Source organism: Hypnocyclicus thermotrophus (assembly GCF_004365575.1).
Taxonomy (GTDB): Bacteria; Fusobacteriota; Fusobacteriia; order Fusobacteriales; family Fusobacteriaceae; genus Hypnocyclicus; species Hypnocyclicus thermotrophus.
In genome coordinates, this window is record NZ_SOBG01000001.1 from 103571 (window position 1) to 128934 (window position 25364).

The window sequence follows — 25364 nt, forward strand, 5'->3', positions numbered from 1 at the left end:
AAAAATTTTTCTTATAATTTAAATAAAAAGGAGGAAAACTATGTTTGAAATAATAATTCATACATCAAAACGAAATGAGATGATAGATATATCATCAAAAGTATATAAGTTAATCAAAGAAAATAATTTACAAAACGGCATATTATATCTACATGTTATGCATACAACGGCTGCTATTACAATAAATGAAAATGCTGACAATGATGTAAAAATAGATTTAATAAATGCTTTAAACTCTTTAGTCCCTAATATAAAATTTTATCATTATGAAGGAAATTCTGATGCTCATTTAAAAACTAGTCTTATTGGTAATTCTGTAAATATATTAATTGAAAATGGTAATCCGATTTTAGGTACTTGGCAAGGGATATATTTTTGTGAATTTGACGGTCCTAGAAAAAGAAAAGTTGTTGCAAAATTTATAAAAGAATAAAAAAAGCTGTCAAAATTTTGACAGCTTTAAGTGTCAGTGATGACACTTTTTATTTTGATAATTTTTCATCTATTGCTTTTGCAGCTTTTTTCCCAGCACCCATTGCAAGTATTACAGTAGCAGCTCCTATTACTGCATCTCCTCCAGCATATACATTTTCTCTCGTAGTTTCAAGCGTATCTTCGTTTACTACAATTCCCCCCCAAGAATGTGTATCTAATCCAGTTGTTGTTTCTTTTATTAATGGATTTGGTGTCTGCCCAATAGCCATTATAACACTATCTACCTCTATTATATGCTCACTATTTTTTATTTCAATTGGCCTTCTTCTTCCAGATGCATCTGGTTCTCCTAATTCCATTTTTATACATTTTATACCTTTTACCCAATTATTTTCACCTACTATTTCTATAGGATTAGTTAGTAGTTTAAACTCTATTCCTTCTTCTTTTGCGTGATGAACTTCTTCCAATCTCGCAGGTAATTCTTTTTCACTTCTTCTATATATTATATATACTTTTTTACTTCCTAATCTAAGTGCTGTACGTGCAGCATCCATTGCCACATTTCCTCCGCCTATTACTGCTACTCTTTCTCCTTTATATACAGGTGTATGAGAATCTTCTTTATATGCTTTCATTAAATTTACTCTAGTTAAAAATTCATTTGCAGAATATACTCCATTTAAATTTTCACCTTTTATTCTCATAAATTTTGGAAGTCCTGCCCCACTTCCTATAAATATAGCTTCATATCCATCTTCTTTTAAGTCGTCTATAGTATATGATTTGCCTACTATTACATTTTTTTCTATTTTTACTCCGAGTTTTTTTATGTTTTCTATTTCATATTTTACAATGTCTTTAGGAAGTCTAAATTCTGGTATTCCATAACTAAGTACTCCACCTTCTTTATGAAGAGCTTCAAATATTGTTACATCATATCCATATTTAGCAAGGTCATAAGCACAGCTAAGTCCTGCTGGACCACTTCCAATTACTGCTACCTTTTTATTTTTTTGATTTTTTACTTCTTCTATTTTTACTAAATTTTTTTCTCGCATATAATCAGCTACAAATCTTTCAAGTCTTCCAATACCTACTGGTTCACCTTTAATACCCCTTACACAGGCTCCTTCACATTGATTTTCCTGTGGGCATACTCTACCACATATTGCTGGTAATGAATTTTGCTCTAAAATTATCTCATAAGCTTTTTCTATATTCCCTTCTGCTACTTCTTTTATAAATCTGGGAATATTTATATTTACTGGACAATTTATTACACATTTTGGATTTTTACATTGTATACATCTTTTAGCTTCTTCTATTGCCTGTTCTAATGTATATCCAAGGGCTACTTCTTCAAAATTTTTATTTCTTACATCTGGATCTTGTTCATTCATTTTAACTTTATTTAAATTCATATTATACATATTTTTCCTCCAAGTTAAAGTGTCTCATCTAATCTACATTTATGCTTCTCTTCTATATCTTTATACATATTTTGTCTAGATAATAATTCATCAAAATCTACTAAAAATCCATCAAAATCCGGTCCATCTACACACGCAAATTTTGTTTTACCATCATATGTAAGTCTACATCCTCCACACATTCCTGTCCCATCTATCATTATTGGATTAAGAGATACTGATGTTTTTATATTATATTTTTTTGTTATATCAACTATAAACTTCATCATAATGAGTGGGCCAATTGCAATAACTTCATCATACTTATTTCCACTTTCTATAAGTTCTATAAGTTGCTGTGTTACAAAACCTTTTCTTCCTTTACTTCCATCATCTGTTGTTATATACATATTATCTATAAACTTACTAAATTCATCTTCAAGCAATAAATATTTTTCATTTCTAGCTCCTAAAATTAAATCAACTTTTATCCCCATTTTATAATATTCTTTTAATTGTGGATAAATAGGTGCTGCACCAACTCCACCTGCTATTCCAAGTATTCTTTTTGCATTTTCTACATGTTTTACAGGTTTTCCAAGAGGTCCTGCTAATGCAAATATAGTATCTCCTACTTTTTTAGTACCTAACAGTTTTGTTGAATAACCTACTTTTTGATAAATTAATGTTATTGTTTTCTTTTCTCTATCATAATCAGCTATTGTTAAAGGAACTCTCTCCCCATCTTCTTCTACCATAATAATTATAAATTGTCCTGCTTTACAATTTCTAGCTATATGTGGCGCTTCTACCACTATTTTTTCAACATCATTATTTACTATTTTTTTTTCTAATATTTTATACATATTTCTACTCCTTTATACTAAAACTCTACAAAATTTTTACTATATATAATTATATCTATTTACTATATTATTTCAAAGTATAATAAATAGATTTATTTTTTTATAAAAAATATCCTAAAAAATAAATACAAAAGTATTAAATAATTATACAAAATTTTAATACTTAAGTCAATATTAAAAAAGGAGATACTTTAAAATAAAGTTTTCTCCTTTAATTAATAATTTATTTTATCACGATTTAATCTACTTCTTTATATATTTCCTATAAATCTTTCATATAACTCTTTATTTAGTTTTTATTTAATTAATAGGCTTTTTTAAGAATTTCTCTCATTATATCAATAGTTAAATCATGTGTTTCTGATATATTATTTATATGATGTGCTTCCAAACTTTTTATTATATCTTCTATCTGTTCTTCTTTTATACCATAATCAGAAAGATGCGTTTTTATTCCTAATTTTTCAAAAAATTCTCTTGTTTTATTTATTGCAATATCAATTTTTTCATCATCATTTTCTATATCTATTTCCCATACTCTCTCAGCATATTGGATAAGTTTATCTCTTTTTTTATCTTTTCTTACTTCCCATATAGCTGGCTGAAGTATAGATAAAGTTTTTCCATGATCTATCCCAAATAAATATGTAAGTTCATGCCCCATAGCGTGTGTCGCCCAATCTTGTGGCACTCCAAGTCCTATAAGACCATTTAAAGCCATAGTAGCGCTCCACATAAAGTTAGCTCTGCTATTATAGTCATTTTCTTTAGTTAAACAATCATCTGCTATTTCAATTAGAGTTTTTAATATTCCTTCTGCCATTCTATCTTGTATTTTTGCATCTACAGGATATGTTACATATTGTTCTACTGTATGTATAAATGTATCTGCTATTCCATTTGCCACTTGTGTTTTAGGGAGTGTATATGTAAGCTCTGGTTCTAAAATTGAAAATTTAGGAAATGAATGTTTACTCATAACTGGAAATTTACCATTTTTATGACTAACAACTGCTCCACTATTCATTTCAGAACCTGTTGCAGGCAATGTAACTACTGTTCCAATTGGTATTATTTTACTAAAATCATTTTCGTTAAATTTTCCATATAATAAATTTTCTGGAGTCTCTCCTTTGTAATTAGCAGCTAAATTAATAAATTTAGTTCCATCCATTACACTTCCGCCTCCTACAGCTAATAAAAAATCAATGTTTTCTTTTTTTACTATATCTACTGCTTTCATTAAAGTATCATATTTAGGATTTGGCTCTATTCCTCCAAATTCAAAAATAACTCTTTTTCCATTATTAATAGCATTATATACTTTATCAAAAGTTCCAAATCTCTTAACGCTTCCTCCACCATAAGTAATAAGAACTCTTGCATTATCTTTAATTAATTTATTTAATTCTTTTATTCTGTCTTTTCCAAATACTATTTTTGTTGGATTTTGAAAATCAAAATTAAACATTTCATACCTCCTATTTTTTTCTTTCTTTTTTATCTCTAATAGAAGTATACTCCTTAAAGTTAACTCTAAGTCAAGTTTTTTTTATTTGATCATTATACCATTTTATTTTCATATCTATTTTATTTAAATTTTTTTCTAAATCTTCCATTTTTTTTAATACTTTTTCTTTATGATTTTTCAATATCTCTAATCTTTTAGGAATAGTTTTATCTCCTTCTAAAATAAGTTCTACAAGTTTTTTTATGTCTTCCATTGACATCCCAGTTTCTTTAAAGCATTTTATTAAATTTATCCACTCAATATCTTTTTTTTTAAAAACTCTTTTCCCACTTTCATCTCTATTTATTGGTAATAAAATTTTTTCTTTTTCATAATATCTAAGTGTAAATGTTGTTAAATTTACTTTTTCTGCTACCTCTCCTATTGTATAATTCATAATTCTCCTTTCATTATTTTTTATTAATTTACTTTGTTTCTACATATTTTTAAAAATAAAAAACATATAAAAACTTACAATTATATTCATTTATATAATGAAATTTTTTTATTAACACTTCTATAAAAACTAATAATTTTAATTTATAGATAAATTCATTAGTTTTATGCAAATTTTATTATATCACAAATTATTAAAAAAATTTTATTTTTATTTTTTTTATTAATTATTTTTTTAATTTGATTTTTTAAGCTTGATTTTTCAATTTAACTGTACTATACTTAACTTAGGTATTTATTTGGAGGAACTTATGAATAAACGTGGAGGAAAAAGAGAAGGCGCTGGTAGAAAGAAAATAAAAAAATCATTAAAAAGAGATAAACAATGGAGGATATCTGTAAATGAAAAAGAATTAGAAATTTTAAATAAAAAATATGATGCACGAGCAAAACAAATCCTAATAAAAAATCTAATTAAAGGAGAGAAAAATATGCTAATAATTTCCATTTTAAACCAAAAAGGTGGTATTGGTAAAACAACTTCTGTAAGAAATATTGGATATCTTCTATCTAAAAAAGGTAAAAAAGTATTACTTGTTGATATGGACCAACAAGGTAATTTAACAACAAGTTTTGGTATAGACAAAAGAGAACTAAAATTTACTATTTATGATTTATTAAAAGATACCGCTCAAAAAGATTATACATTACCTACTGAAGATGTTATTATTAATGTACAAAAAAATCTTGATATTATTCCTAGTAATATACATTTAGCTAGAGCTGATTATTTCTTTGGAAATGTTCGTGGCCGTGAATACTTGTTAAAAGAAATATTAAAAGATGTATCATATATGTATGATTATTGTCTTATAGATTGTCCACCAAATCTTGGTGTAATCACTGATAATGCTTTAGTTGCTAGTAATCGTGTATATGTACCCATAAAAGCTGAAAAATTTGCACTTGAAGGCATAAATGATTTATTAGATACTATAGAAGATGTAAAAAAATTCTTTAATTCCGAAGTAGAAATAAGTGGTGTATTTTTAAATCAATTAAAAGTGCGAACTAACCTTCATGAGGTATTAACAAATGAAATAAAAGAGTATTTTGGGGATAAAGTCCTAAAAACAACTATCAGAGACAGTATTAAAATAGCTGAAGCAAGTGCTTTAAACCAATCAATTACAGAATATTCTCCAACTAGTACTGTTGCAAAAGATTTTAAAAAATTAGTAGACGAAATACTTGAAAGAGAGGAAGGATAATGAAAAAAGATAAATTTTCAACTTTTCAAAACCCTTTATCAAAAAGAAAAGAACAAATAAATATTTCAGATAGTTTAATTTCTGAAAATACAAAACAATCTGAAATAGAAAAAAATAAAATTATACAAAAATTTGGTAATATTTCTAATATTACTAGTAATTTAATTAATTTAATTGATTTTGATAATAAAGAATTTATTAATAGAATTTATAATAGTGTTGATGAATTGAAAAATGATGAATTAAATGATTTAATTGAAAGTATAAAAGAAATCGGTTTAATAAATAGTGTATATTTAATTGAAAAAGATAATTTAAAAAATAATAAAAAGTTTATAATTGTAAGTGGACTTCGTAGATTATTGGCTATAAAAAGCTTAATAGAAGCTGGTGAAACTATTCGTGAGATTAATAGAGTTATTATTTTTTCAAAAGATACTCCCGTTGATGTACTTAATAAAATAAGTATTGATGAAAATACAAAACGAAAAGATCTTACTATGCTAGAACTTAGCTATAAATTACGTAAAGACAGTAAAATAAAAAAAATACCAATAGAACAACTTATGTCAGAACATAACCTTAATAGAAGAAAATTTTTTAGAATAACAAAAATTATGGATTATCCAAAAGAACTTCAAGAAATTGTAGATGAAATAGGAGTCAATAAAGCGGAAACTATTAATAAAATTCTTAAAATTAATAAATATAATGAAGATATAAGAGATATAATAAGCAGATGTCAAATAATGACAGAAAGGGAACTAAATGATTATTATAAAAAAGTAGCAAAAAAAGAGAAAAAAACAATTGATATTAAAATCAATAATAAAAATACACAAGCTGTTATAAAAATAAACAAAAAAATTACTCCTGAAATTAAACAATTATTAAAAGAATTTAACGAAAAAATAGAAAATTTATAAAGCTACCATTTCTTGGTAGCTTTTTTATATTTCATTTACTATTTCTAAAAATTCTTCTATTAATTTTGGATCAAATTGTGTTCCTTTATATTTAATCAATTCTTCTATTGCTTCTTGTTTTGTTTTTATCTTTTGATAAGGCCTTTTATTAGTCATTGCTTCATAAGATTCTAATATATTTAATATTCTACATTCTATTGGAATTTCTTTCTTACTTAATCCTAGTGGATATCCTTTTCCATCCCATCTTTCATGATGTTTTAGTATTAATTCTGCAATATTGGCATACTCTCGATAATTTAAAGCAATTCTGTATCCTTTTTCTGAATGAGATTTTAAGGTTTTCCAATCTTCATCTGTTAATTTTTCTTTTTTAGTCAATAATTCATCTGATATAGTGATTTTCCCTATATCGTACACCTCTACAAGTAATAGAAGCCTTTCTTTTGTTTTTTTATCTAATTTCAATTTTTCTCCAAAAATTTTAGAATATTTTTTTAAATTTTCTATATGCCTATTATAAGAAAAATCTTTCCTATTTATTAGATTTTTTATTTTAAATAATAACTCTTTTTTCTCTTTTGATTTTATTAACATTTTATTTTTATACATTTTTTCATCTGCTATTTTAAATAATTCCGTTATATGATCGTTATCTCCTATACTATATCCAATAGCCACTGATAAATACAGTATTTCATTTGATAAAGTTTGATTATATTTTTCTATATTTTTATTTAAACTATCTATTAATTCTTTTATTTCGTTTTCATTTGGTTCTATTATTATCGCTACAAATTCATCACCACCAACTCTAGCTATAATATTATTTTCATTTATAGTTTTTTTCAATATTTTAGCAAAATTTTTTAATATCATATCTCCATAATGATGTCCTAAAATATCATTTATAAGTTTTAAATTGTTTAAATCAAAATTTAAAATTCCTATATTAAATGTTTTTCTAATTTTATACTCATTTATTATTCTTTCAAAATAATTAAAATTATTTAACCCTGTTAATAAATCATAACTACTTAAATGTTCTAATTTTTTTTCATACTCTTTTTCTTGAGTTATATCACTATATATCCCATATCCACCTATAATTTTATTATCAAATACAATATTTATAGTTTTTATTGAAACATTAATAGGGTTTTTATCTTTTGTATATCGTATAGTTTCAGTATTTAAAGTACCCATTTTTATTGTTTTTTGTGTTAAATATTTTGCTTCTAATATTGATTTATCTACAACTATTAAATTATCTATATTTTTTCCAACTGCTTCTTCTTTTGTAAATCCAAATATTTTAGTAAATGCATTATTTATATTTAAAATTGTCCCATAATAATCTATTTCTACTATTGCATCCTGAGAATTATTAAATAATGTTTCATATCTTATTTTTTCATATCTTTCATTTTCTTTTTCTATTAACAATTTTTTATATAATAATTGATATTTAAGAGAAAATAAAACTACTAAACTCACTATAATAATTAAAAATCCAATTAATAAATTCTTTTGAAAATTTAATAAATATACTAATTTATTATTTTTATAATCTAAATATTTACCAGTTCCGATATATACTTGAATTTCAGGTATTCCTCTTATATAAGATAATTTTTTCAATTCTTCATCTATAAGTGGTGCTTTATTATAATATTTATAAAAACCTTTTTTTTCTTTACTTTTTGCTAATTTTATAAGCTCTTGTATAACATAATTTCCTTTAACATCTTTATAATTCCACATATTTTTCCCAATTTTATTTTTTTCATATGGCTGAACTAAATATTTTCCTATATAATCAGTCATAAAAATATAATTTAAAGAATATTCATCTTTATAAGTCATATTTGAAAGTATATTTTGAATTTTTTTAATAGTATCATTTTTAGAAATTTCTTTATTATTATACCTTTCTATTATTGGTTTTATTAAATTATAAGCCATATCTACTTTTTGGACTAATTCAATTTTTATTTTATTTTCTATTTCTTTTTCAAATTCTTCATTTATATGATTAATAAATAAAGTTAAAATTATTATTATTGTTACAGATAATAATAATATAATTTTTATATTAATATAATTTATTAACTCAAATAACTTTTTCATATCATCACCTTATTTAAAATTTTAATTACTATAGTTATTCTAAAAATTATAGTAATTTCCTACTATTTTTATATTAATATTACAAAAAATAAAAAAAAACACTCATATCTGAGTGATAAAATTAAATAGTATAAATAAATTTTACTTTACTTTTAATTTAAAACCTTTTGCTTAAAAAATCTTACAGATTTTTACGCTTGCTCATAAATTTTACTTTATTTTTAATTTAAAACCTTTTGCTTAAAAAATCTTACAGATTTTTACGCTTGCTCATAAATTTTACTTCGTAAAATTTATTTATGGTGCCGCTTGCCGGAGTCGAACCAGCCACCTACTGATTACAAGTCAGTTGCTCTACCAGATGAGCTAAAGCGGCATATATTATTTATACAAATTTTTACGTTTGCTCATAAATTTTACTTCGTAAAATTTATTTATGGTGGTCGCAACAGGACTTGAACCTGTGACCCCCTGCTTGTAAGGCAGGTGCTCTCCCAACTGAGCTATGCGACCTTTGGTACTCCGTAGGGGAATCGAACCCCTGCCGCCAGGATGAAAACCTGGAATCCTGACCTCTAGACGAACGGAGCTTATTAATTTCTAAATTTTACTTTAGTTTTAACTTAAAACCTTTTGCTTAAAAAATCTTACAAATTTTTACGCTTGCTCATAAATTTTACTTCGTAAAATTTATTTATGGTGGTTAGGGAAGGATTCGAACCTTCGAAGGCAGAGCCGGCAGATTTACAGTCTGCTCCCTTTGGCCACTCGGGAACCTAACCATATTTTGTAAAATTCAAACTAAAAATTATTAACCTATTTAAACCTTTTGCTTAAAAAATCTTACAAATTTTTATGCTTGCTCATAAATTTTACTTTATTTTTAATTTAAAACCTTTTGCTTAAAAAATCTTTTAGATTTTTACGCTTGCTCATAAATTTTACTTCGTAAAATTTATTTATGGTGCCGCTTGCCGGAGTCGAACCAGCCACCTACTGATTACAAGTCAGTTGCTCTACCAGATGAGCTAAAGCGGCATATATTATTTATACAAAATATTATGTAATCATAAATTTTACTTTACTTTTTATTTAAAACCTTTTGCTTAAAAAATCTTACAGATTTTTACGCTTGCTCATAAATTTTACTTTGTAAAATTTATTTATGGTGGTCGCAACAGGACTTGAACCTGTGACCCCCTGCTTGTAAGGCAGGTGCTCTCCCAACTGAGCTATGCGACCTTTGGTACTCCGTAGGGGAATCGAACCCCTGCCGCCAGGATGAAAACCTGGAATCCTGACCTCTAGACGAACGGAGCTTATTAATTTTTAAATTTTACTCTTGTTTTAACTTAAAAACCTTTTGCTTAAAAAATCTTTTAGATTTTTACGCTTGCTCATAAATTTTACTTTGTAAAATTTATTTATGGTGCCGCTTGCCGGAGTCGAACCAGCCACCTACTGATTACAAGTCAGTTGCTCTACCAGATGAGCTAAAGCGGCATATATTTAAATGGCGGGAGTGACGGGGGTCGAACCCGCGACCTCATGCGTGACAGGCATGCGCTCTAACCAAACTGAGCTACACCCCCAAAACATTGGGGTGACCGACGGGATTTGAACCCGCGACAACCAGTGCCACAAACTGGCGCTCTACCAACTGAACTACGGTCACCACTATGGAGCGGGAAACGAGGGTCGAACTCGCGACATTCAGCTTGGAAGGCTGACGCTCTACCAACTGAGCTATTCCCGCTTTTTATTTTGCCCCTCAAGGCGAGAATAATAATATCATATTTTACCTTATCCGTCAAACATTTTTTTTGTTTTTTAAAAAAAAAAAATTAATTATTTAAATTTAAAGGAATCTCTCATATATTAAATTTTTATTTTTTCATTTCTTAATTCATTTTTTTAAAATTATTTTTTAATAAAATAAAAGTTATTATACTAATAACAATATCCGATATTGGTGCCGCCAACCATACTCCATTTATATTAAAATATTTTGGTAATATTATTACAAGTGGTAAAAATATTATTAACTGTCTTGATAAATTTAATATAATTGATTTTTTTGCTTGATTTATACCCTGAAAATAATTAGCGCCTATTATATAAAATGCATTCAATATAATAAACGACATATAAATTCTTAATCCATTTTTTCCTATATCTAATAATTCTTGATTATTTTTGTTAAAAAGATTTATAAAAACTTTTGGATATATTATTATTAAAGTAAAAATCAAACTACTTATAATTAAAGAAAATATAATAGAATATTTTAATGCTTCTTTTACTCTATAATAATTTTTTGCTCCATAATTAAATCCTATTATCGGTTGTGCTCCTGAAATTATTCCATTTATTATCATTACTAGAAACATCTGTATGGTACTTATTATTCCCATTGCCGCCACTGCTATATCCCCACCATAATTTAATAAAGTTTTATTTAAAAATGTTACAACTATACTATTTGCTATTTGTAATAAAAATGGTGATATCCCGATACTTAATATTCCTTTTACAATTTTATAATCAATTCCTAAATTTTTTACTTTTAATTTTAATATACTTTTTTTACTTTTCGTAAAATGATAAATTACCCAAATTGCTGATGTAGTATTTGAAAATGCTGTAGCATAAGCTGCACCTTTTATCCCCCATTTAAATACAAAAATAAATATTGGATCTAAAATTATATTCAAAATTGCACCAATAAGCATAGTAAACATAGCTGTATTAGCATTTCCTTCTACTCTAACAAAATTATTCATTCCCATTGCCATAAAATTTGACAATACTAAAAAGTTTAATATTTGCATATAATTTCTAGAATAAACTATAGTATTTGTTGTAGCTCCAAACATAAAAAGTATTTTTTCTAAATAAATACTACTTATTAGCATAATTGATAAACTAAATATTACAAAAAGTGTAAAGGCATTTCCTAAAATTTTTTCAGCTTTATCTTTTTTCCCTTCACCAAGCTTTATAGAAGCTAAATTTCCGCCACCAATGCCAACAAGCATTCCTATTGCTATATATATAGTAAATATTGGAAAAGTTATACTTATACCTGTCATTGCATAAGCTCCTAAACCTTTACCTATGTACATTCTATCTACAATATTATAAAGTGCAAATACTAAACTTCCTGTAATAGCTGGTATAGCATATTTTATTAAAAGTTTATACACTTTTTCTTCTGATAATTCTTTAATATTTCTCATTTTCTTTTATCCTTTCTAAATTTTTATTTATTTTTTTTATGAAATCAAAAAAAATCTCTTTTTCTTTTTCTGAAAAATTTAACATTAATTTAATATTTATCTCATTAAATATATTTTTTATTTCAGGGTAAATTTTTTCCCCTTCTTCTCCAATATATAGTTTATAATATCTCTTATCAATTTTATTCTTTTCTCTTTTTACATATTTTTTTTCTATTAATTTTTTTATTGCTTTTGTAATAGTCGTTTTATCAATTCCTAATTTTTCTGCTAATTTATCTTGACAAATCCCTTCATTTTTTTTAATATTTATAAGAATTTTAAATTGTCCACTTCCTATTTTATATTTTTCTAATTTTTTTGATAAATATAAATCTATATCTCTTGATAAATGAGATATTTCTTTTGTCAAAATTTTTTTTTTATTTTTTTCTATCACTTTATTCTCCTTATTAATTAATTTTAATAATTATTATTTACTTTTAACTCTCTTCTTTTTTACAAACAAATCAACTAAATTATATACAAAATTAGTTGGTATGTCAACTATATAGAAAATTTTATTTTTTTATATATTCTTTTCATAAAAAACTTATAAATTTTTTGAAATAAATATTAAGTTTAAGTTTTTTTAGTCGATATATAATAATGAATAAAAAGGTTATCCACGGAGGGATAAGTTATAGATAAATCAAGGAGGGTTTAAACATGATAATTAAAAAAATTTATAATAATCTATTAAAAAAATATTTTTTGAAAATAATATTAATAACTACCTTATTAGTTTTAGCGAGTTGTGAAAAAGAAAAGATTTATATAACAAAATTAATTCCTGATGATTCAGTTTCCGTAAGATTTAGACCTGATCCAAATGCTACTAAAATTGGTTCTGGAGGATTAATTCAAATATATTTATCTGGCGGAGGATATAGTAATGCTCTTATACTTCCTACTCAAGAAATTCAATTAGAAAAAGATACTTTATATAATTTAAGTTGGTCTTATGATAATGGAAGTGGTGGTACTGGAGGAGCATTAGGTACATTTATTCTTAGTTTCTATAATGATACTGAATTTGTTATTATCTATCTTGGTGATGATAACAATGAAATTAATCCTCAACCATATTAATCAAATGTTGGAGGGAAAAAATGAAATTTTTAAAATTTTTTGTACTAATTTTTAGTTTTATAATTATATCCTGTAGTAAACAATCTGGAATACTATCTACCACTAATAGTACCATTGCTTCTGGATATAATAGTTATACAAGTGCTGAAATAACAAATATTTATAATTACATAAATTCTAATAAAATTGAAATTACTTCAATTCCAAATTTAACTACTATTGAATCAAATTACTTAAAAAATAACATAACTTTATTATTAACTACTATAAGTAATGAAATATTAACAGGGACTGTATCTGAATCTAGAATATCTGAAATAAAAACTGCTACAAAAGATGCAATATCATATTTCGGTATAAAAACTTATGATGAATTATCTTATATCTATCAAAATATTGGAATTGCTCTTACTCGCTCTTCTTCATTAGGTTTAACTACTGAAGAAAATACAACTTTAACTTCTATCCAATCATATATAAATACTGCAATGACTTCAATTAAACAAAATAAAGACGTTAATCCTTACTATTCTGAAATAGGATTACTTTTATTAGTTTATAGAGAAGGAAATTATTCATTATTACAAAATAATTCTTTATTAGAAAAAGTAGGTATAAATCTCGATCAAATAGATCAAACAAATGATATAGCTTTAAAACTTGAGACATTGCAAGCTGAATTAGATGAATTTAGTGATTTTGATAAAAATGATTTATCTATTGCTGATGCATTAAGAAAAAGCTTAAATACATTAAAATCATATTATATTTCTTATACCCTTGGTGATGAAACAACAATTGAATCTCAAGAAGCATTATTTAGACAAGCTGAAACTGCTTATTTACCGTATACAACTTCAATGGAGGCTACTATTAATAGCACTATAACTGCATTAAAAGCTCTCTCTGACGATGATATTTCAGGATATGAAAATATTTATAATGAAATAATGGCTGTTTTAAATGACTACGAACAAAAAAAAGCATATTATAATGCTAAAAACTTTAAAAAAATTATATCTGAAACTATTAATATAGCTACAACTTATAGATATATTCAATCAAAAGCATTAATTATATCTATATTAACTGAAAATTAAAAAATTTTATTTAAGACTATTGTTAATACAATAGTCTTTTTTATTATTTATTTCAATATATAAAATCAAATGTATAAACATTTAATGTAAAAATATCTTTTATAAATATATGTATTCTCTTTTCATAAAATTTCAATTAAATATATCTATATTTCTAAAAATACTAAAAATTTATAACTGTATTTTCATTTCATAATTTTTTATGCTTAAATCTTTAAAATAAAAAGTTTTTTAATTTATATATATGTATAATTATTTCCTAATTTATATTAATTATTTTCTTGTAGTCTTTTTTTTAATTAAAATAAAAACATTCATAAATACAATTAAGCTCTTTTTAAATTTACAAAATTTTCTTAGTGTTATATAATAATAAAAACATTTAATAATTTTATGAAAGGAGTATACATTTGAATATAATATTTAAAAATCTAAAAAAATCAATCAATCTTACTATTACTTTATTTAAAATACTACTGCCACTTAGTATTTTTATAAAAATTTTACAATTAACAAATAGTATAGATTATATCTTGGGTTTATTTTTACCTATAGCTAAAATTACAGGAATATCTACTGAATTAGCTACTGTCTGGATAACTGCTATGCTTACAAATATATATGGAGGCTTTATTACTTTATCTAGTTTTGCTAAAAATAATGTTTTTACAGTAGCTGATATTACAGTTCTTGCTACTATGATTCTTTTAGCTCATACTATGTTTTTAGAAACTGCTATATTAAAAAAAGCTGGCGGGAAAAGTTTATACATTGTTTTATTGAGAGTAGGTAGTGCTATTCTTGTAGGTTCTGTTTTTAATTTTATTTTTAAAACATTTAATATCTTAAATTATCCTGCAAATATTATATGGAAATCTAAATCTGTAAATTTTACTATAAATGAATTTATATTTTCTCAAATAAAAAGTTTTTTTTATATTTTTTTTATAATATTTTTAATATTAACTATGATGGATATTTTTGAAAAAATAGGAGTTCTTAAATTAATAAATAAATTATTAAATCCTCTTTTGGCATTATTAGGAATTTCTGATAAAGGCATCAATATAAACCTCATAGCGCTTGTTTTAGGGATATCTTATGGCGGTGCTATACTTATAGAAGAAAGTTCATCAGGAGAGCTCTCAACTCGCGATATAACATATTCTATTATATTTATAAGTTTATGTCATGCTATCATTGAAGATTCTCTTCTTATGCTTACTATTGGAGCTAATTTTATTTGGATAACAATCGGAAGATTTTTTTACACTATCGTATTTTTAATAATTTTTAATAAAATTTATCTAAAAATTATTAACTTTAGTTCAATTATAAAAAAAGTTTGACAAATTTTAAATTTTTTTTTATAATTTATCTTGTTGTTTTTTGTGTAATATAATCCCCTTTTGTTTTTTTAATTAATTTTTGTTCTAAGACACTTTAAAAAAAGCTCGTATGAGCTTTTTTTTATTATTTATTGCAATTTGTAATGATTTCAGTTATAATTTTATTAGAAAAATTTAATAAAAAAACAAGGAGTGATATTATGAAAATTAAGGGAAAAATGTTACTATTAATTTCATTATTAAGTATTGTCAATTTTTTACTCTATACTTTTATTTCTAATAAAATTATAGGTTTTATTGTTAGTTTGGTTTTATCAATAATAGTTACCCTTATATTAATTGGAAAAACTATTAAAAATATGGATAAAATAAAAGAAATATTAATGAATTTATCTGGAAATACTTCTGATCTTTCAATAAAACTTGATATTAATTCTAATGATGAAATTGGAGAAATCGCTAAATATATTAATATATTTTTAGAAGATTTAGAACAAGTAATAGCACAAATAAATCAAACAAGTAAAAAAGTCGCTGATTCTTCTCTATATTTATCAGAAAATCTAAAAGATATATTAAATAATAATAATAATGAAAATCATATGCAAGCAATAAAAGAAAAAATGGAATATATTGCTGAAAATGTGAATAAACAAACAGCATTTTCTGAAGAGGCAGCTTCAGCAACAACAGAAATTTCTCAATCAATAAATAGTATTCATGAAAAGGCTGAAAATACAAAACATTTAGCAGTAGATACAAGTAAATTAGCAAAAGAGAGTGAAAAAAATATAATAAAAAATCTTCAAGAACTTCAAAATATTGAAGAAAGTGTACAAAATATAGAAAATAAAACAGAAATTTTAGAAAAATCTTCACAACAAATATTTAATATAGTAGAAATGATAAATAAAATAACAGAGCAAACAAATCTACTTGCGCTAAATGCAGCAATAGAAGCAGCAAGAGCTGGAGAAGCAGGAAAAGGATTTAGTGTCGTTGCAGAAGAAGTCCGAAAATTAGCAAATAATTCATCTGAAGCTACTCAGGAAATAGAAAAAGTAGTAAAATCTATTCAAGGAGAAGTAAATGAATTAGTAAATCTTACTAAAGTTAGTTATAAACAAGTACAATCAGGAAGAAAAACAACAGAGATAACAAATACTAAAATTTTAGATATTATAGAAAAAATACAAATTACAAGTGAAGAAATAGAAGATATTTCTATATCAATTAAAGAACAAAAACATGCTGTTGAAGAAATTAATTTAGCTATGGATGAAATATCTAATAGAAGTGTAGATATTAGTAATTTAACAAATGATCAATTAGAAGCTAATACATTTATTACTGATTTAGTAAAAGATACTACTCAATATTCTGCAAAGTTAACTGAAGTCGCAGATGCATTAAAAAATGTATCTTCTGGATTTAAAATAAATAAAGATATTAAAATAAAAAGAAAAAAAGCTGTTGAATGGACAAGTGATTATAGTGTTTCAGTTGAACTTATGGATCAAGAACATATAAAATTATTCGATTTAATCAATGAATTAAATGATGCTATGATTAATGGTCAAAGTTCTGATAAAATAGAATCTATATTAGATGGTTTAATAGATTATACAGAATATCATTTTGGTGATGAAGAGAAACTTATGAAAAAAATAAATTATTCTGGATTAGATGAACAAATAAAAGCTCATAGAACATTTGTAAATAAAATGAAAGAATTTAAAAAAGATATGCAAAGTGGAGAATTACTTTTATCTGTTAAAATAATTAATTTTTTAAAAGACTGGTTGATTTTACATATTTTAAATATTGATAAAAAATATAGTGAATATATGAATAAAAATGGTATAAAATAAAATATAAGACTCTTCTTTTATAAAAGAGGAGTTTTTTTATAATTATTTATATTTAATAATCTTCATAATCGAGTATAATTTTTATAAAAATTATACCTGTTAGATGTTTTAATGTATAAATGTATGATGTAGGGAAAATGAAATGTTTATACATTAAAGATTTAAACCTTTATTTATTTATGTTTTTTATAGTTTATAAAATAATTAATATGAAAAGTATATACATTAAAAAAAACTTAGCAAAATCAATAAAAAAAAACTTATGAAAAGTACATACATTTTTTTATATCAATATTATTAATATATTTTAGAATAAATATAATATATATTTTTATGAAAAGAGTATATATAAATAGTATTATTATGTTTATTCTATGTTTATACATGTATTAAAGTTAGTAAATATCAAGATTTTTTTAATATTTTATATTTTTAATAGTTATAAAATGTATTAGGATATGTTTATACACAAAAAAAATACAGTTATTTTAATAGTTGTTATAATAATAAGTTTAGGAAAAGAATATACATTTTTATAAAATATTGATTTTAAAGGAAATAAATATATAAATATAAGTTATGAAATAATTATACAGTTAAAAAAGATTAGTATTTCTAATGTATATAATGTTTTTATTCAAATAAATGTAAAATGAAAAGTTTATACATTTATTTTTTTATTTATTTTATATTTCATGAAATAATTATACAGTTATAAAAGTCTTATTTTTTAATAAAATTTTAAAAAAAAATTTTTCATTGTACTTATGAAATGATTATATACTTATTTTGATCATTAAATTCAACGTTTATATAATATGAAAAGTTTATACATTATATATATAAAATTTATATTTGAGAATATATACAATTATACTTATAAATACTAAGTTTTTTTTATGTATTCATATTTCATAAAATTCTTGATTTATTTTTATTTTTAAAGTAAAATAGGAAAAGAAAGTACATATATTTCATTTTGGGAGGATAAAATTGAAATTAGAAAAATACCAAATAGATACTAATGGAAGTCTTAAAAAAGAACTTGACATTATAGAAAATGCTACAAGAGAACTTATTACAAAAGGCAGTCAAGAGATTATTATAAATAAAAAAGAACTTCAAAATATAGAAACTAAGACTATTGAAATAGAAGGTACAGGAAATTTTATTGGTGTAAAAAATAGTATAATTAATATACCACTTGAAATGATAGTTTTTCCTTTTTTTACTAATCAAAAACAAAAAAGAAATGTAAATTTTGAATATAAATTCACAGATGTGGGTATTACTATGCGTTCAAAACTTTCAAGTTTTGATAAAAATGATAAAGTATATCAACCTTCTTTATTAGAAAAAAAAATATATAATTATCTTATTATTATGTATGAAAAAAATATAGAAGAAGAAAAAGAGATAGATTATATTCAATTTGAAGTTGCTGATTTTATAGAAAAATTTTTAGGTAATAAAATGAATTCACAATATTATCCTAAAGTAGAGCAAGCACTTAAAAATCTTAAATATACTCAATATGAATTTTTAGTAGATAATCATAAAAAAGCAGGAAAATTAAAATTTGAAAGTCCTAGATTTTTTTTATTAGATTATACAAAACTAAAAATTGGGAAAAGAGTATACTATCGTGTAAAATTAAATTCAAATATAATTAATAAAATTATAGAAAAAAGATATATAAAATATGATTCTAAAAATTTAATGGAAATAACAGATAGAGATTCTGTTGCTGATAGAATATATGAATATATATCTATGAAAAGATTTAATAAAATAGAAGGAAAAGAAAAAATAGAAGTTTTAGCAGGTATTATTCCATTACAAACTATAAAAATAAATAAAGTGAAAAATAAAAAAGGAAAAATAGTAGAATATAAAACAAGTAATATGAGTTTTGTAAGAAGAAGAATAAAAAAAGCTTTTAATGTATTGAAAGATATGGAGTATATAAAAAGTTTTAAAGAAGTAGAAGAAGAACCAAAACGATATACAATATATTATGAATTTAATACAGCAAAAGATAATGTATGTCATGTGTCGTCATATTTATCAACTCCAGAAAGTTTAACTTTTATGCCAAATAATATGGAAGAAAATATTTATAGTGATGAAATATCAAATTATGAAAAATTTGAATTAGCATTAAAAAAAGTAAAAAGAAATATATATTTTGCTAAAAAATATAATAAAAGAATATATAAAAAATTAGTGAGACTTTGTGATAGTGAAGGAGAAGAGTTTGTAGTAGAGATTTTAAATAGAATTTACAGTGGATTGAATACACAAATAAAAAAGACATTAGGTGCTTATATAGATACAATAGTAAGAAATCTAAAGAAAGAACAAGTTAATAATGTATCACCAAAATTATTTAATTTTGGAAATGATCATACACTTAAAAATAATATAGAAGATGCAGAGATAATAAAAGAAAATAATAAAAAAGAAGAAATAATCGAAATAGAAGAAAAAGAATCAGAAAAACCTGAAAATACTAATGATGAGCTAGAAAATACTTTATTAAATTTATTTGAAAACTTTAGTGATGAAAGAAAAGAAGAAATAATCGAAACAGCAAGAGAATATTTCTTAAAAGATACAGGATGTGAAAAATTAAATCCTATTCAAGAAAAAATATTTAATAGTGAAAATGTAAAAAAATTATATGTAAGAAGAGTTTTAAAAGAAATATTTGGAATATAAAGATGTGTTATTTAACACATCTTTTTTTTATAAAAATATATGAAATAATTTAATTATAATTCGATATCAACAGTTTTTAATTCTTTATCAAGTTTTTTATAATTAGGTAATATTTTTTCTATATCTTTCCAAAATTCTTTAGAATGATTCATGTGTTTTAAATGCATAAGTTCATGAATAATTACATAATCAATTAAATCTTGTCGACACATAATTATTTTATAATTAAATGTAATTTTTTTGTTAGAATAACATATACCAAAACTTCGTTTTAAATTTCGTATTCTAATTTCTATAGGTATAAGTTTTAGATTTTGGGAAATAATAATACATCTATTAGTAATATATTCTTTTGATTTTTTTAAATAAAAGTTTTTAATTAAATCTTTTATTTTATTTGAATTATATACATATGTAATATTTATTATGAAATGATTATACATATTATTTAATATAAAATCTTCTTTTATATCTTTAAAAACAAGTGTATACTCAGTTCCTAAAAAATAAAATTTATTATTTTCTGTGTAAGTTTTTTTAGGTAAATTATTAAGTTTGTTTATAATCCAATCTGATTTTTTATGTATTAATTCAATTATATATTTATTACTTATATATTTAGGTGTATTTACTTTTACTAAACCATTTTTTTCTATAATTATAGAAATGTTTTTCTTTTTCTTTTTATAAATTTTATATTTTATGTCATTTCCTTTAATATTAATAATTTTTTCCATTAAAATTCTCCTGTTTTTCTTTCATTTTATAATTTTTAATTATATTTGTAAAATAAAATAGTTTAAAAGAAAAAATAAATTAAAATTTAAAATATAATTTTAGGTTTTTAATTTATTATCAAATGATAACACATAAAAAAGAACTATAATATTATAGTTCTTTTTTTTAGATAAAACTATGTTTTCTCTGAAAGTTTAAATAAACTTTCTATTCCGAGTATAAGAGCTGCTTTACCATCTCCTAGAATTGATGCTCCTAATATATAATTAATATCATTAAAATCATTACTGAGAGGCTTAACAACAATTTCTCTTCTATCTAATACATCATCAACGGGAAGAGCTTTATATTTACCATCTACATCAAGAACAACCATGATTTTTGCTTTACCATTACCATCAAAAAATTTATTGCTATCAATTACAGGAATAATATTATCTCTTAAACGTATAAAATCTTTTCTTCCCCCGAGATAAACATAATCTTCATTTTCTATTTTAAATACTTCTTTTATAAACACACTAGGAATTATATATTTGTGTGATTTTATATTTACTATAGTACCATTTAATGAAGTCATATTTTGAGGAATACGTAGTTGAATAGATAATCCTTGGCCTATTCTATTAGTCATTTTTATTTTTCCACGTAATTTTTGTATTTCTGTTTTAACAACATCCATTCCGACCCCTCTACCAGCTATTTGATTTACTTTATCTGCAGTAGAAAAACCTGGTAAGAATATAAAATTTATTATTTCATATTCAGTATATTTTGTATTTGGATCAATTAATTTTTTTTCAAGAGCTTTTTGGTATACTTTATCAGGATTTATTCCTTGTCCATCATCTGTAATATTAATATAAACATATCCTTTTTCAGAGTAAGCATTTAAAAATATAGTTCCAATTTCATTTTTACCATTTGCTATACGCTTTTCTTTATTTTCTATCCCATGAGAAATAGAATTTTTAATAAGATGAAGCAAAGGGTCAACAATTTTACTCCCAATAATTCTATCAATTGTGGTATTTTCACCAGAAATTTCTAGTTTTACTTTTTTATTTAATTTTCTCATTGCATCATGGGCATTTAAACTAACTTTTTGAAAAATAGAGTGTAATGTAATCATTCTAAATGAAATAGATAAATTTTGTATATCTTTTGTTATTCTAAAACTTTTATAAATATCTTTTATTAAATAACTATCTTTATCAAGAATTTTTATTGCGCTTTGTTCTATTTGAGATTGTATCATCATTAATTCTTCTAATAAATCAATAAGTTTATCAGCTTTTAATGCAGGAATTTTTATCATATCTTGTATAATATCTTTTTTTGATTGTTTTGATTTTTTTTGTATTTTTAATGCATGGATAAGATCTTGATTACTTATTTTTTTTTCAGCAATAGCAATTTCACCAATTTTTTTACCTTTATATTTTTTAGAACGTTGTTTTAATAATAAATCATTAATATCATCTTGAGATAATTTATATTGTTCTTGTAAAATTTCACCAATTCTTTTCTCAGAAGTATTTTTATATTCTGATATTTTTATATTAATCTCTTTTATTAATTCTTTAAGATTATCTATAAAAATATTATTTTTTAAAAGAGATTTATCATCTGCAATTTTTCTTATATAATTAAAAAATTTAAATATTTTATCTAAATATAAATCAATAAATTCAAATTCTTTTTCTTGTAATATTATAAACATTGTATTTAGGTTATTGCTAATGTCGGTAAAATAAAAAATATTTTCATGATTATAGTTAGCTAAAAAAGTATGTATTTTTATTAATTTTTCTTGTAAATTTAAAAGAATGGTTGGAATTTTTTCAATATCTTGTTCTACAAGTGTAAGTTCAATTTCATCTATATATTTTATTAAATCAGAAAAATTTTTAAGTTGTAATATATTTTTTTTAGTATGAGTTTCTTTTTGTTCTATATTTTTCTCTTTGAAATCAAATGAAATATTTTTTAAATCTATATTTTTTATAAATACTTTTTCTACTTCTGGGAAATTAGCTAAATATTTTTTTAACTCATCTAAAGATTTATTACTTGAAAAAAGAATATAAATAGAGTTTTCATCTATTTCATTATTACCATTTGTAAAAGTATCAAGTGTTGGGATTGAGCTTATAAAATTTTCTTTATCTTTTAATGATGTAAGAATCATAAAAGCCCTAGCAGAAGCTAAAGGTGAATTTTCATTAATAATTATTTTAGTAAAGAAAATATTTTTTTGTTCTTTATATTCTTCTTTTAAAATAGTTCTAAAATTTTCAAATTTATCAATTTTATTTTCAGTAGAGCTGTTTATTTTTATATTTTTATCTTCTATTCCCATAAATTTATTAATTTTACTTATACAATCTAATATAATTTCTTCATCCACATCATCTTCAGTAGCACTTATTTCAATACTTTCTACAAGTGACGACATTATATTATAAGAAACAACAAGAGTTTGAATAATTTTATCATTTATATTGAGCTCTTTAGAACGTATTTTATCAAACAGATCTTCTACTTTATGGGTAAGTTTTTCTAAGTTATAAAATTCCATTGTTGCAGACATACCTTTTATAGAATGTGCAGCTCTAAATATTTCATTAATGGTATCATCTGTATATTCTCCAGATTGTAAAAGTTCTAAATCTGTCTCAAAAATTTCAAACAAATTTTTTATTTCTTTTATAAATTCATCTAGATATTCAGATAAATCTATTTCCATATTTTATCACACCACTTTCTAGTTTAAGATTTATAATCTAGTTAATTTTACTAAGTAATTTGCAATTTGAGATAAAGGAATTTGCGTTTTTACAGCACCTATCTCATAAGCAGCTTTAGGCATACCATATACAGTAGAACTCTCTTTATCTTGACCTATTGTATATGCTCCTTGATTTTTCATATAAAGAAGACCTTTAGCTCCATCTTTCCCCATACCTGTAAGAATTACTCCTATTGCATTTTTACCACAATATTTTCCAACTGAATAAAACAAAACTTCTACAGACGGTCTTTGAAAATGAACGGGTTCATTTAAAGTAAGTTTTGTATATAGCTGATTTCCAATTTTCTTTACTTCCAAATGCCTATCTCCAGGAGCAATGTAAACAGTATTTTTTTCTAAAAGGATGTTATCTTTTGCTTCAATAACAGTTAAAGGGGTTATTGTATCTAAATGTGAAGCAAAAGAAGAAGTAAAAAATTCAGGCATGTGTTGAGTTATAAGTATTGGAGGCATACCTAAAGGTAATTTTTTTATAATTTCTTTTAATGCAACAGGACCACCAGTTGAGGCCCCTATTGCAATTATTTTATTAGGATTAAATTTTGTAGGGATATTTAGTATATTTTTACTGGGTTGAGAAACAGTATTTTTTTTATGTAGCTTTATAAGTGACAAGGCATAAATTTTTTTTTCTAATTTTTTTAAATTTTGATTGTCAAAAAAAATGGGACTATTAAAAGAAAGTATTTCTAATGCACCATTTTCAACTAATTCAACACCTAATTCTTTATCATTTGAAAAATCTCCAGTTACTAGTGTAGGAATATTTTTAAATTTAAAAACTTTTTTAAGAAAAGATAATATATCTATATCTAAATTTTTATTTATAATAAGAACATTAGGTGTATCATAAACAATTAAATTACGTCCTGTTTTAATATCATTAGTAATAGTTAAGTTAATATAATTGATATTATTAAAATATGCTTTAAAAGTTTTTATTAAATTTTTATTAGGTTCAATTATAAGAAGTTTTATTGTATTCACATCAATCATCTCTTTTTGTATTTATTTCTTTTAATAATTCTATATAGACATTTCCTGTAAAAGTGTTAAAAGTAACACGTCTACCTTTATATCCACCAATATCTTTATGTTTTATATAAATTTTATATTTTTCTAGAGTTTTAATAGCCATTTCAATATTATCAATTCCTATATTTGAATGAATAATTTTAGAGCTAGCACCACCAATAATAGTAGCTTCTAAGTCATTTATATTAGAACCATTTTTTAAAAATGTTTTGATTAAATAATTGGTAGAGTATTTACCATTGCTAGCTATGTTGGCATTTTCATCATCTAATGTAAAAATATAATGATTCATTCCGCCAATTTTCTGTTTTTTATCATATAAACAAACAGATACACATGAACCGAGGATAGTTTTGATAATATATTTTTCTTTACTAAAAAAAAGATATCCTGGATATAAAAAATATTCATTCATAGAA

19 protein-coding genes and 11 tRNA genes are annotated in these 25364 nt (G+C 23.3%); 8 read left to right on the forward strand and 22 right to left on the reverse strand.

The features are described from left to right. Positions 1–40 precede the first annotated feature (40 nt). Positions 41–433, forward strand: coding sequence for a secondary thiamine-phosphate synthase enzyme YjbQ (locus EV215_RS00510; RefSeq protein ID WP_134111865.1), 393 nt, complete (start codon positions 41–43; stop codon positions 431–433). A 49-nt stretch (positions 434–482) separates the two neighbouring features. On the opposite strand, the gene gltA is transcribed toward EV215_RS00510, so the two are convergent. The 4 genes from gltA to EV215_RS00530 all read right to left on the reverse strand — a co-directional run bounded on the left by gltA (position 483) and on the right by EV215_RS00530 (position 4620). Then, on the reverse strand, positions 483–1868 hold the full coding sequence (gene gltA / locus EV215_RS10595; RefSeq protein WP_134111867.1) for an NADPH-dependent glutamate synthase: 1386 nt from the start codon (positions 1866–1868) through the stop codon (positions 483–485). A gap of 14 nt (positions 1869–1882) precedes the next feature. Then, positions 1883–2713, reverse strand: a complete 831-nt coding sequence (locus EV215_RS10600) for a sulfide/dihydroorotate dehydrogenase-like FAD/NAD-binding protein (RefSeq protein WP_134111869.1) — start codon at positions 2711–2713, stop codon at positions 1883–1885. A gap of 304 nt (positions 2714–3017) precedes the next feature. Next, the gene (locus EV215_RS00525; RefSeq protein WP_134111870.1) at positions 3018–4184 is read right to left on the reverse strand and encodes an iron-containing alcohol dehydrogenase; all 1167 of its coding nucleotides are present in this window, start codon (positions 4182–4184) and stop codon (positions 3018–3020) included. Positions 4185–4254: 70 nt separating this feature from the next. Then, positions 4255–4620 (reverse strand): MerR family transcriptional regulator, encoded by a 366-nt coding sequence (locus EV215_RS00530; RefSeq protein ID WP_134111871.1) that lies wholly within the window; start codon positions 4618–4620, stop codon positions 4255–4257. Positions 4621–4930: 310 nt separating this feature from the next. Here EV215_RS00530 and EV215_RS00535 point away from each other — a divergent pair, with 310 nt between their 5' ends. Both EV215_RS00535 and EV215_RS00540 read left to right on the forward strand, forming a co-directional pair. Beyond that, positions 4931–5890: a ParA family protein gene (locus EV215_RS00535; RefSeq protein WP_243832371.1), complete on the forward strand. Its 960-nt coding sequence runs from the start codon at positions 4931–4933 to the stop codon at positions 5888–5890. Beyond that, entirely contained in the window at positions 5890–6816 is a 927-nt protein-coding gene (locus tag EV215_RS00540) for a ParB/RepB/Spo0J family partition protein (protein WP_134111873.1), read from the forward strand. The genes EV215_RS00535 and EV215_RS00540 overlap by 1 nt, the downstream gene beginning before the upstream one ends. Before the next feature lie 24 nt (positions 6817–6840). Here EV215_RS00540 and EV215_RS00545 read toward each other — a convergent pair whose 3' ends face one another. The 14 genes from EV215_RS00545 to EV215_RS00610 form a co-directional block, all read right to left on the reverse strand. Then, positions 6841–8946 carry an HD domain-containing phosphohydrolase gene (locus EV215_RS00545; protein WP_134111874.1) on the reverse strand — a complete coding sequence of 702 codons (2106 nt, stop codon included), beginning with the start codon at positions 8944–8946 and terminating at the stop codon, positions 6841–6843. 300 nt (positions 8947–9246) lie between these two features. Beyond that, positions 9247–9322 (reverse strand) — tRNA-Thr (locus EV215_RS00550). Positions 9323–9383: 61 nt separating this feature from the next. Continuing rightward, positions 9384–9459: transfer RNA gene (locus EV215_RS00555), tRNA-Val, on the reverse strand. Positions 9460–9461: 2 nt separating this feature from the next. Further along, a tRNA-Glu gene (locus EV215_RS00560) sits at positions 9462–9536 on the reverse strand. A gap of 107 nt (positions 9537–9643) precedes the next feature. After that, positions 9644–9728: transfer RNA gene (locus tag EV215_RS00565), tRNA-Tyr, on the reverse strand. Positions 9729–9908: 180 nt separating this feature from the next. Further along, positions 9909–9984: transfer RNA gene (locus EV215_RS00570), tRNA-Thr, on the reverse strand. Positions 9985–10112: 128 nt separating this feature from the next. Further along, positions 10113–10188 (reverse strand) — tRNA-Val (locus EV215_RS00575). Between the two features lie 2 nt (positions 10189–10190). Beyond that, positions 10191–10265: transfer RNA gene (locus EV215_RS00580), tRNA-Glu, on the reverse strand. A gap of 108 nt (positions 10266–10373) precedes the next feature. After that, positions 10374–10449 (reverse strand) — tRNA-Thr (locus EV215_RS00585). A gap of 11 nt (positions 10450–10460) precedes the next feature. Next, positions 10461–10538: transfer RNA gene (locus EV215_RS00590), tRNA-Asp, on the reverse strand. A gap of 7 nt (positions 10539–10545) precedes the next feature. Then, positions 10546–10621 (reverse strand) — tRNA-His (locus tag EV215_RS00595). Positions 10622–10626: 5 nt separating this feature from the next. Next, positions 10627–10702: transfer RNA gene (locus tag EV215_RS00600), tRNA-Gly, on the reverse strand. A 145-nt stretch (positions 10703–10847) separates the two neighbouring features. After that, complete coding sequence (locus EV215_RS00605; RefSeq protein WP_134111876.1) at positions 10848–12185, reverse strand: MATE family efflux transporter; 1338 nt, start codon at positions 12183–12185, stop codon at positions 10848–10850. Beyond that, a complete protein-coding gene (locus tag EV215_RS00610) occupies positions 12172–12624 on the reverse strand; it encodes a MarR family winged helix-turn-helix transcriptional regulator (RefSeq protein ID WP_166667290.1) in 453 nt (150 codons plus the stop codon). Before EV215_RS00610 ends, EV215_RS00605 begins: the two co-directional genes overlap by 14 nt. Positions 12625–12893: 269 nt before the next feature. Here EV215_RS00610 and EV215_RS00615 point away from each other — a divergent pair, with 269 nt between their 5' ends. The 5 genes from EV215_RS00615 (at position 12894) to EV215_RS10445 (ending at position 20357) form a co-directional block, all read left to right on the forward strand. Beyond that, positions 12894–13316: a hypothetical protein gene (locus EV215_RS00615; protein ID WP_134111880.1), complete on the forward strand. Its 423-nt coding sequence runs from the start codon at positions 12894–12896 to the stop codon at positions 13314–13316. Between the two features lie 20 nt (positions 13317–13336). Beyond that, positions 13337–14416: a hypothetical protein gene (locus EV215_RS00620; RefSeq protein ID WP_134111882.1), complete on the forward strand. Its 1080-nt coding sequence runs from the start codon at positions 13337–13339 to the stop codon at positions 14414–14416. A 410-nt stretch (positions 14417–14826) separates the two neighbouring features. Beyond that, positions 14827–15765 (forward strand): hypothetical protein, encoded by a 939-nt coding sequence (locus EV215_RS00625; protein ID WP_134111883.1) that lies wholly within the window; start codon positions 14827–14829, stop codon positions 15763–15765. A 200-nt stretch (positions 15766–15965) separates the two neighbouring features. Then, positions 15966–17636 carry a bacteriohemerythrin gene (locus EV215_RS00630; protein ID WP_166667291.1) on the forward strand — a complete coding sequence of 557 codons (1671 nt, stop codon included), beginning with the start codon at positions 15966–15968 and terminating at the stop codon, positions 17634–17636. Between the two features lie 993 nt (positions 17637–18629). After that, positions 18630–20357, forward strand: a complete 1728-nt coding sequence (locus tag EV215_RS10445; RefSeq protein WP_166667292.1) for a hypothetical protein — start codon at positions 18630–18632, stop codon at positions 20355–20357. Positions 20358–20410: 53 nt separating this feature from the next. Here EV215_RS10445 and EV215_RS00635 read toward each other — a convergent pair whose 3' ends face one another. The 4 genes from EV215_RS00635 to EV215_RS00650 all read right to left on the reverse strand — a co-directional run bounded on the left by EV215_RS00635 (position 20411) and on the right by EV215_RS00650 (position 25360). Beyond that, the gene (locus EV215_RS00635) at positions 20411–21094 is read right to left on the reverse strand and encodes a M48 family metallopeptidase (protein ID WP_134111887.1); all 684 of its coding nucleotides are present in this window, start codon (positions 21092–21094) and stop codon (positions 20411–20413) included. Between the two features lie 176 nt (positions 21095–21270). Beyond that, entirely contained in the window at positions 21271–23844 is a 2574-nt protein-coding gene (locus EV215_RS00640) for a chemotaxis protein CheA (protein WP_134111888.1), read from the reverse strand. 30 nt (positions 23845–23874) lie between these two features. After that, the gene (locus tag EV215_RS00645) at positions 23875–24906 is read right to left on the reverse strand and encodes a CheB methylesterase domain-containing protein (protein WP_134111890.1); all 1032 of its coding nucleotides are present in this window, start codon (positions 24904–24906) and stop codon (positions 23875–23877) included. After that, positions 24899–25360: a chemotaxis protein CheD gene (locus EV215_RS00650; RefSeq protein WP_134111892.1), complete on the reverse strand. Its 462-nt coding sequence runs from the start codon at positions 25358–25360 to the stop codon at positions 24899–24901. The genes EV215_RS00645 and EV215_RS00650 overlap by 8 nt, the downstream gene beginning before the upstream one ends. Positions 25361–25364: the final 4 nt, after the last annotated feature.

Bases quoted from the DNA above. Each gene is read 5' to 3' on its own strand.
- EV215_RS00510 (WP_134111865.1), top strand. From the start codon at position 41: ATGTTTGAAATAATAATTCATACATCAAAACGAAATGAGATGATAGAT.
- gltA (WP_134111867.1), bottom strand. From the start codon at position 1,868: ATGTATAATATGAATTTAAATAAAGTTAAAATGAATGAACAAGATCCA.
- EV215_RS10600 (WP_134111869.1), bottom strand. From the start codon at position 2,713: ATGTATAAAATATTAGAAAAAAAAATAGTAAATAATGATGTTGAAAAA.
- EV215_RS00525 (WP_134111870.1), bottom strand. From the start codon at position 4,184: ATGTTTAATTTTGATTTTCAAAATCCAACAAAAATAGTATTTGGAAAA.
- EV215_RS00530 (WP_134111871.1), bottom strand. From the start codon at position 4,620: ATGAATTATACAATAGGAGAGGTAGCAGAAAAAGTAAATTTAACAACA.
- EV215_RS00535 (WP_243832371.1), top strand. From the start codon at position 4,931: ATGAATAAACGTGGAGGAAAAAGAGAAGGCGCTGGTAGAAAGAAAATA.
- EV215_RS00540 (WP_134111873.1), top strand. From the start codon at position 5,890: ATGAAAAAAGATAAATTTTCAACTTTTCAAAACCCTTTATCAAAAAGA.
- EV215_RS00545 (WP_134111874.1), bottom strand. From the start codon at position 8,946: ATGAAAAAGTTATTTGAGTTAATAAATTATATTAATATAAAAATTATA.
- EV215_RS00605 (WP_134111876.1), bottom strand. From the start codon at position 12,185: ATGAGAAATATTAAAGAATTATCAGAAGAAAAAGTGTATAAACTTTTA.
- EV215_RS00615 (WP_134111880.1), top strand. From the start codon at position 12,894: ATGATAATTAAAAAAATTTATAATAATCTATTAAAAAAATATTTTTTG.
- EV215_RS00620 (WP_134111882.1), top strand. From the start codon at position 13,337: ATGAAATTTTTAAAATTTTTTGTACTAATTTTTAGTTTTATAATTATA.
- EV215_RS00630 (WP_166667291.1), top strand. From the start codon at position 15,966: ATGAAAATTAAGGGAAAAATGTTACTATTAATTTCATTATTAAGTATT.
- EV215_RS00635 (WP_134111887.1), bottom strand. From the start codon at position 21,094: ATGGAAAAAATTATTAATATTAAAGGAAATGACATAAAATATAAAATT.
- EV215_RS00640 (WP_134111888.1), bottom strand. From the start codon at position 23,844: ATGGAAATAGATTTATCTGAATATCTAGATGAATTTATAAAAGAAATA.
- EV215_RS00645 (WP_134111890.1), bottom strand. From the start codon at position 24,906: ATGATTGATGTGAATACAATAAAACTTCTTATAATTGAACCTAATAAA.
- EV215_RS00650 (WP_134111892.1), bottom strand. From the start codon at position 25,360: ATGAATGAATATTTTTTATATCCAGGATATCTTTTTTTTAGTAAAGAA.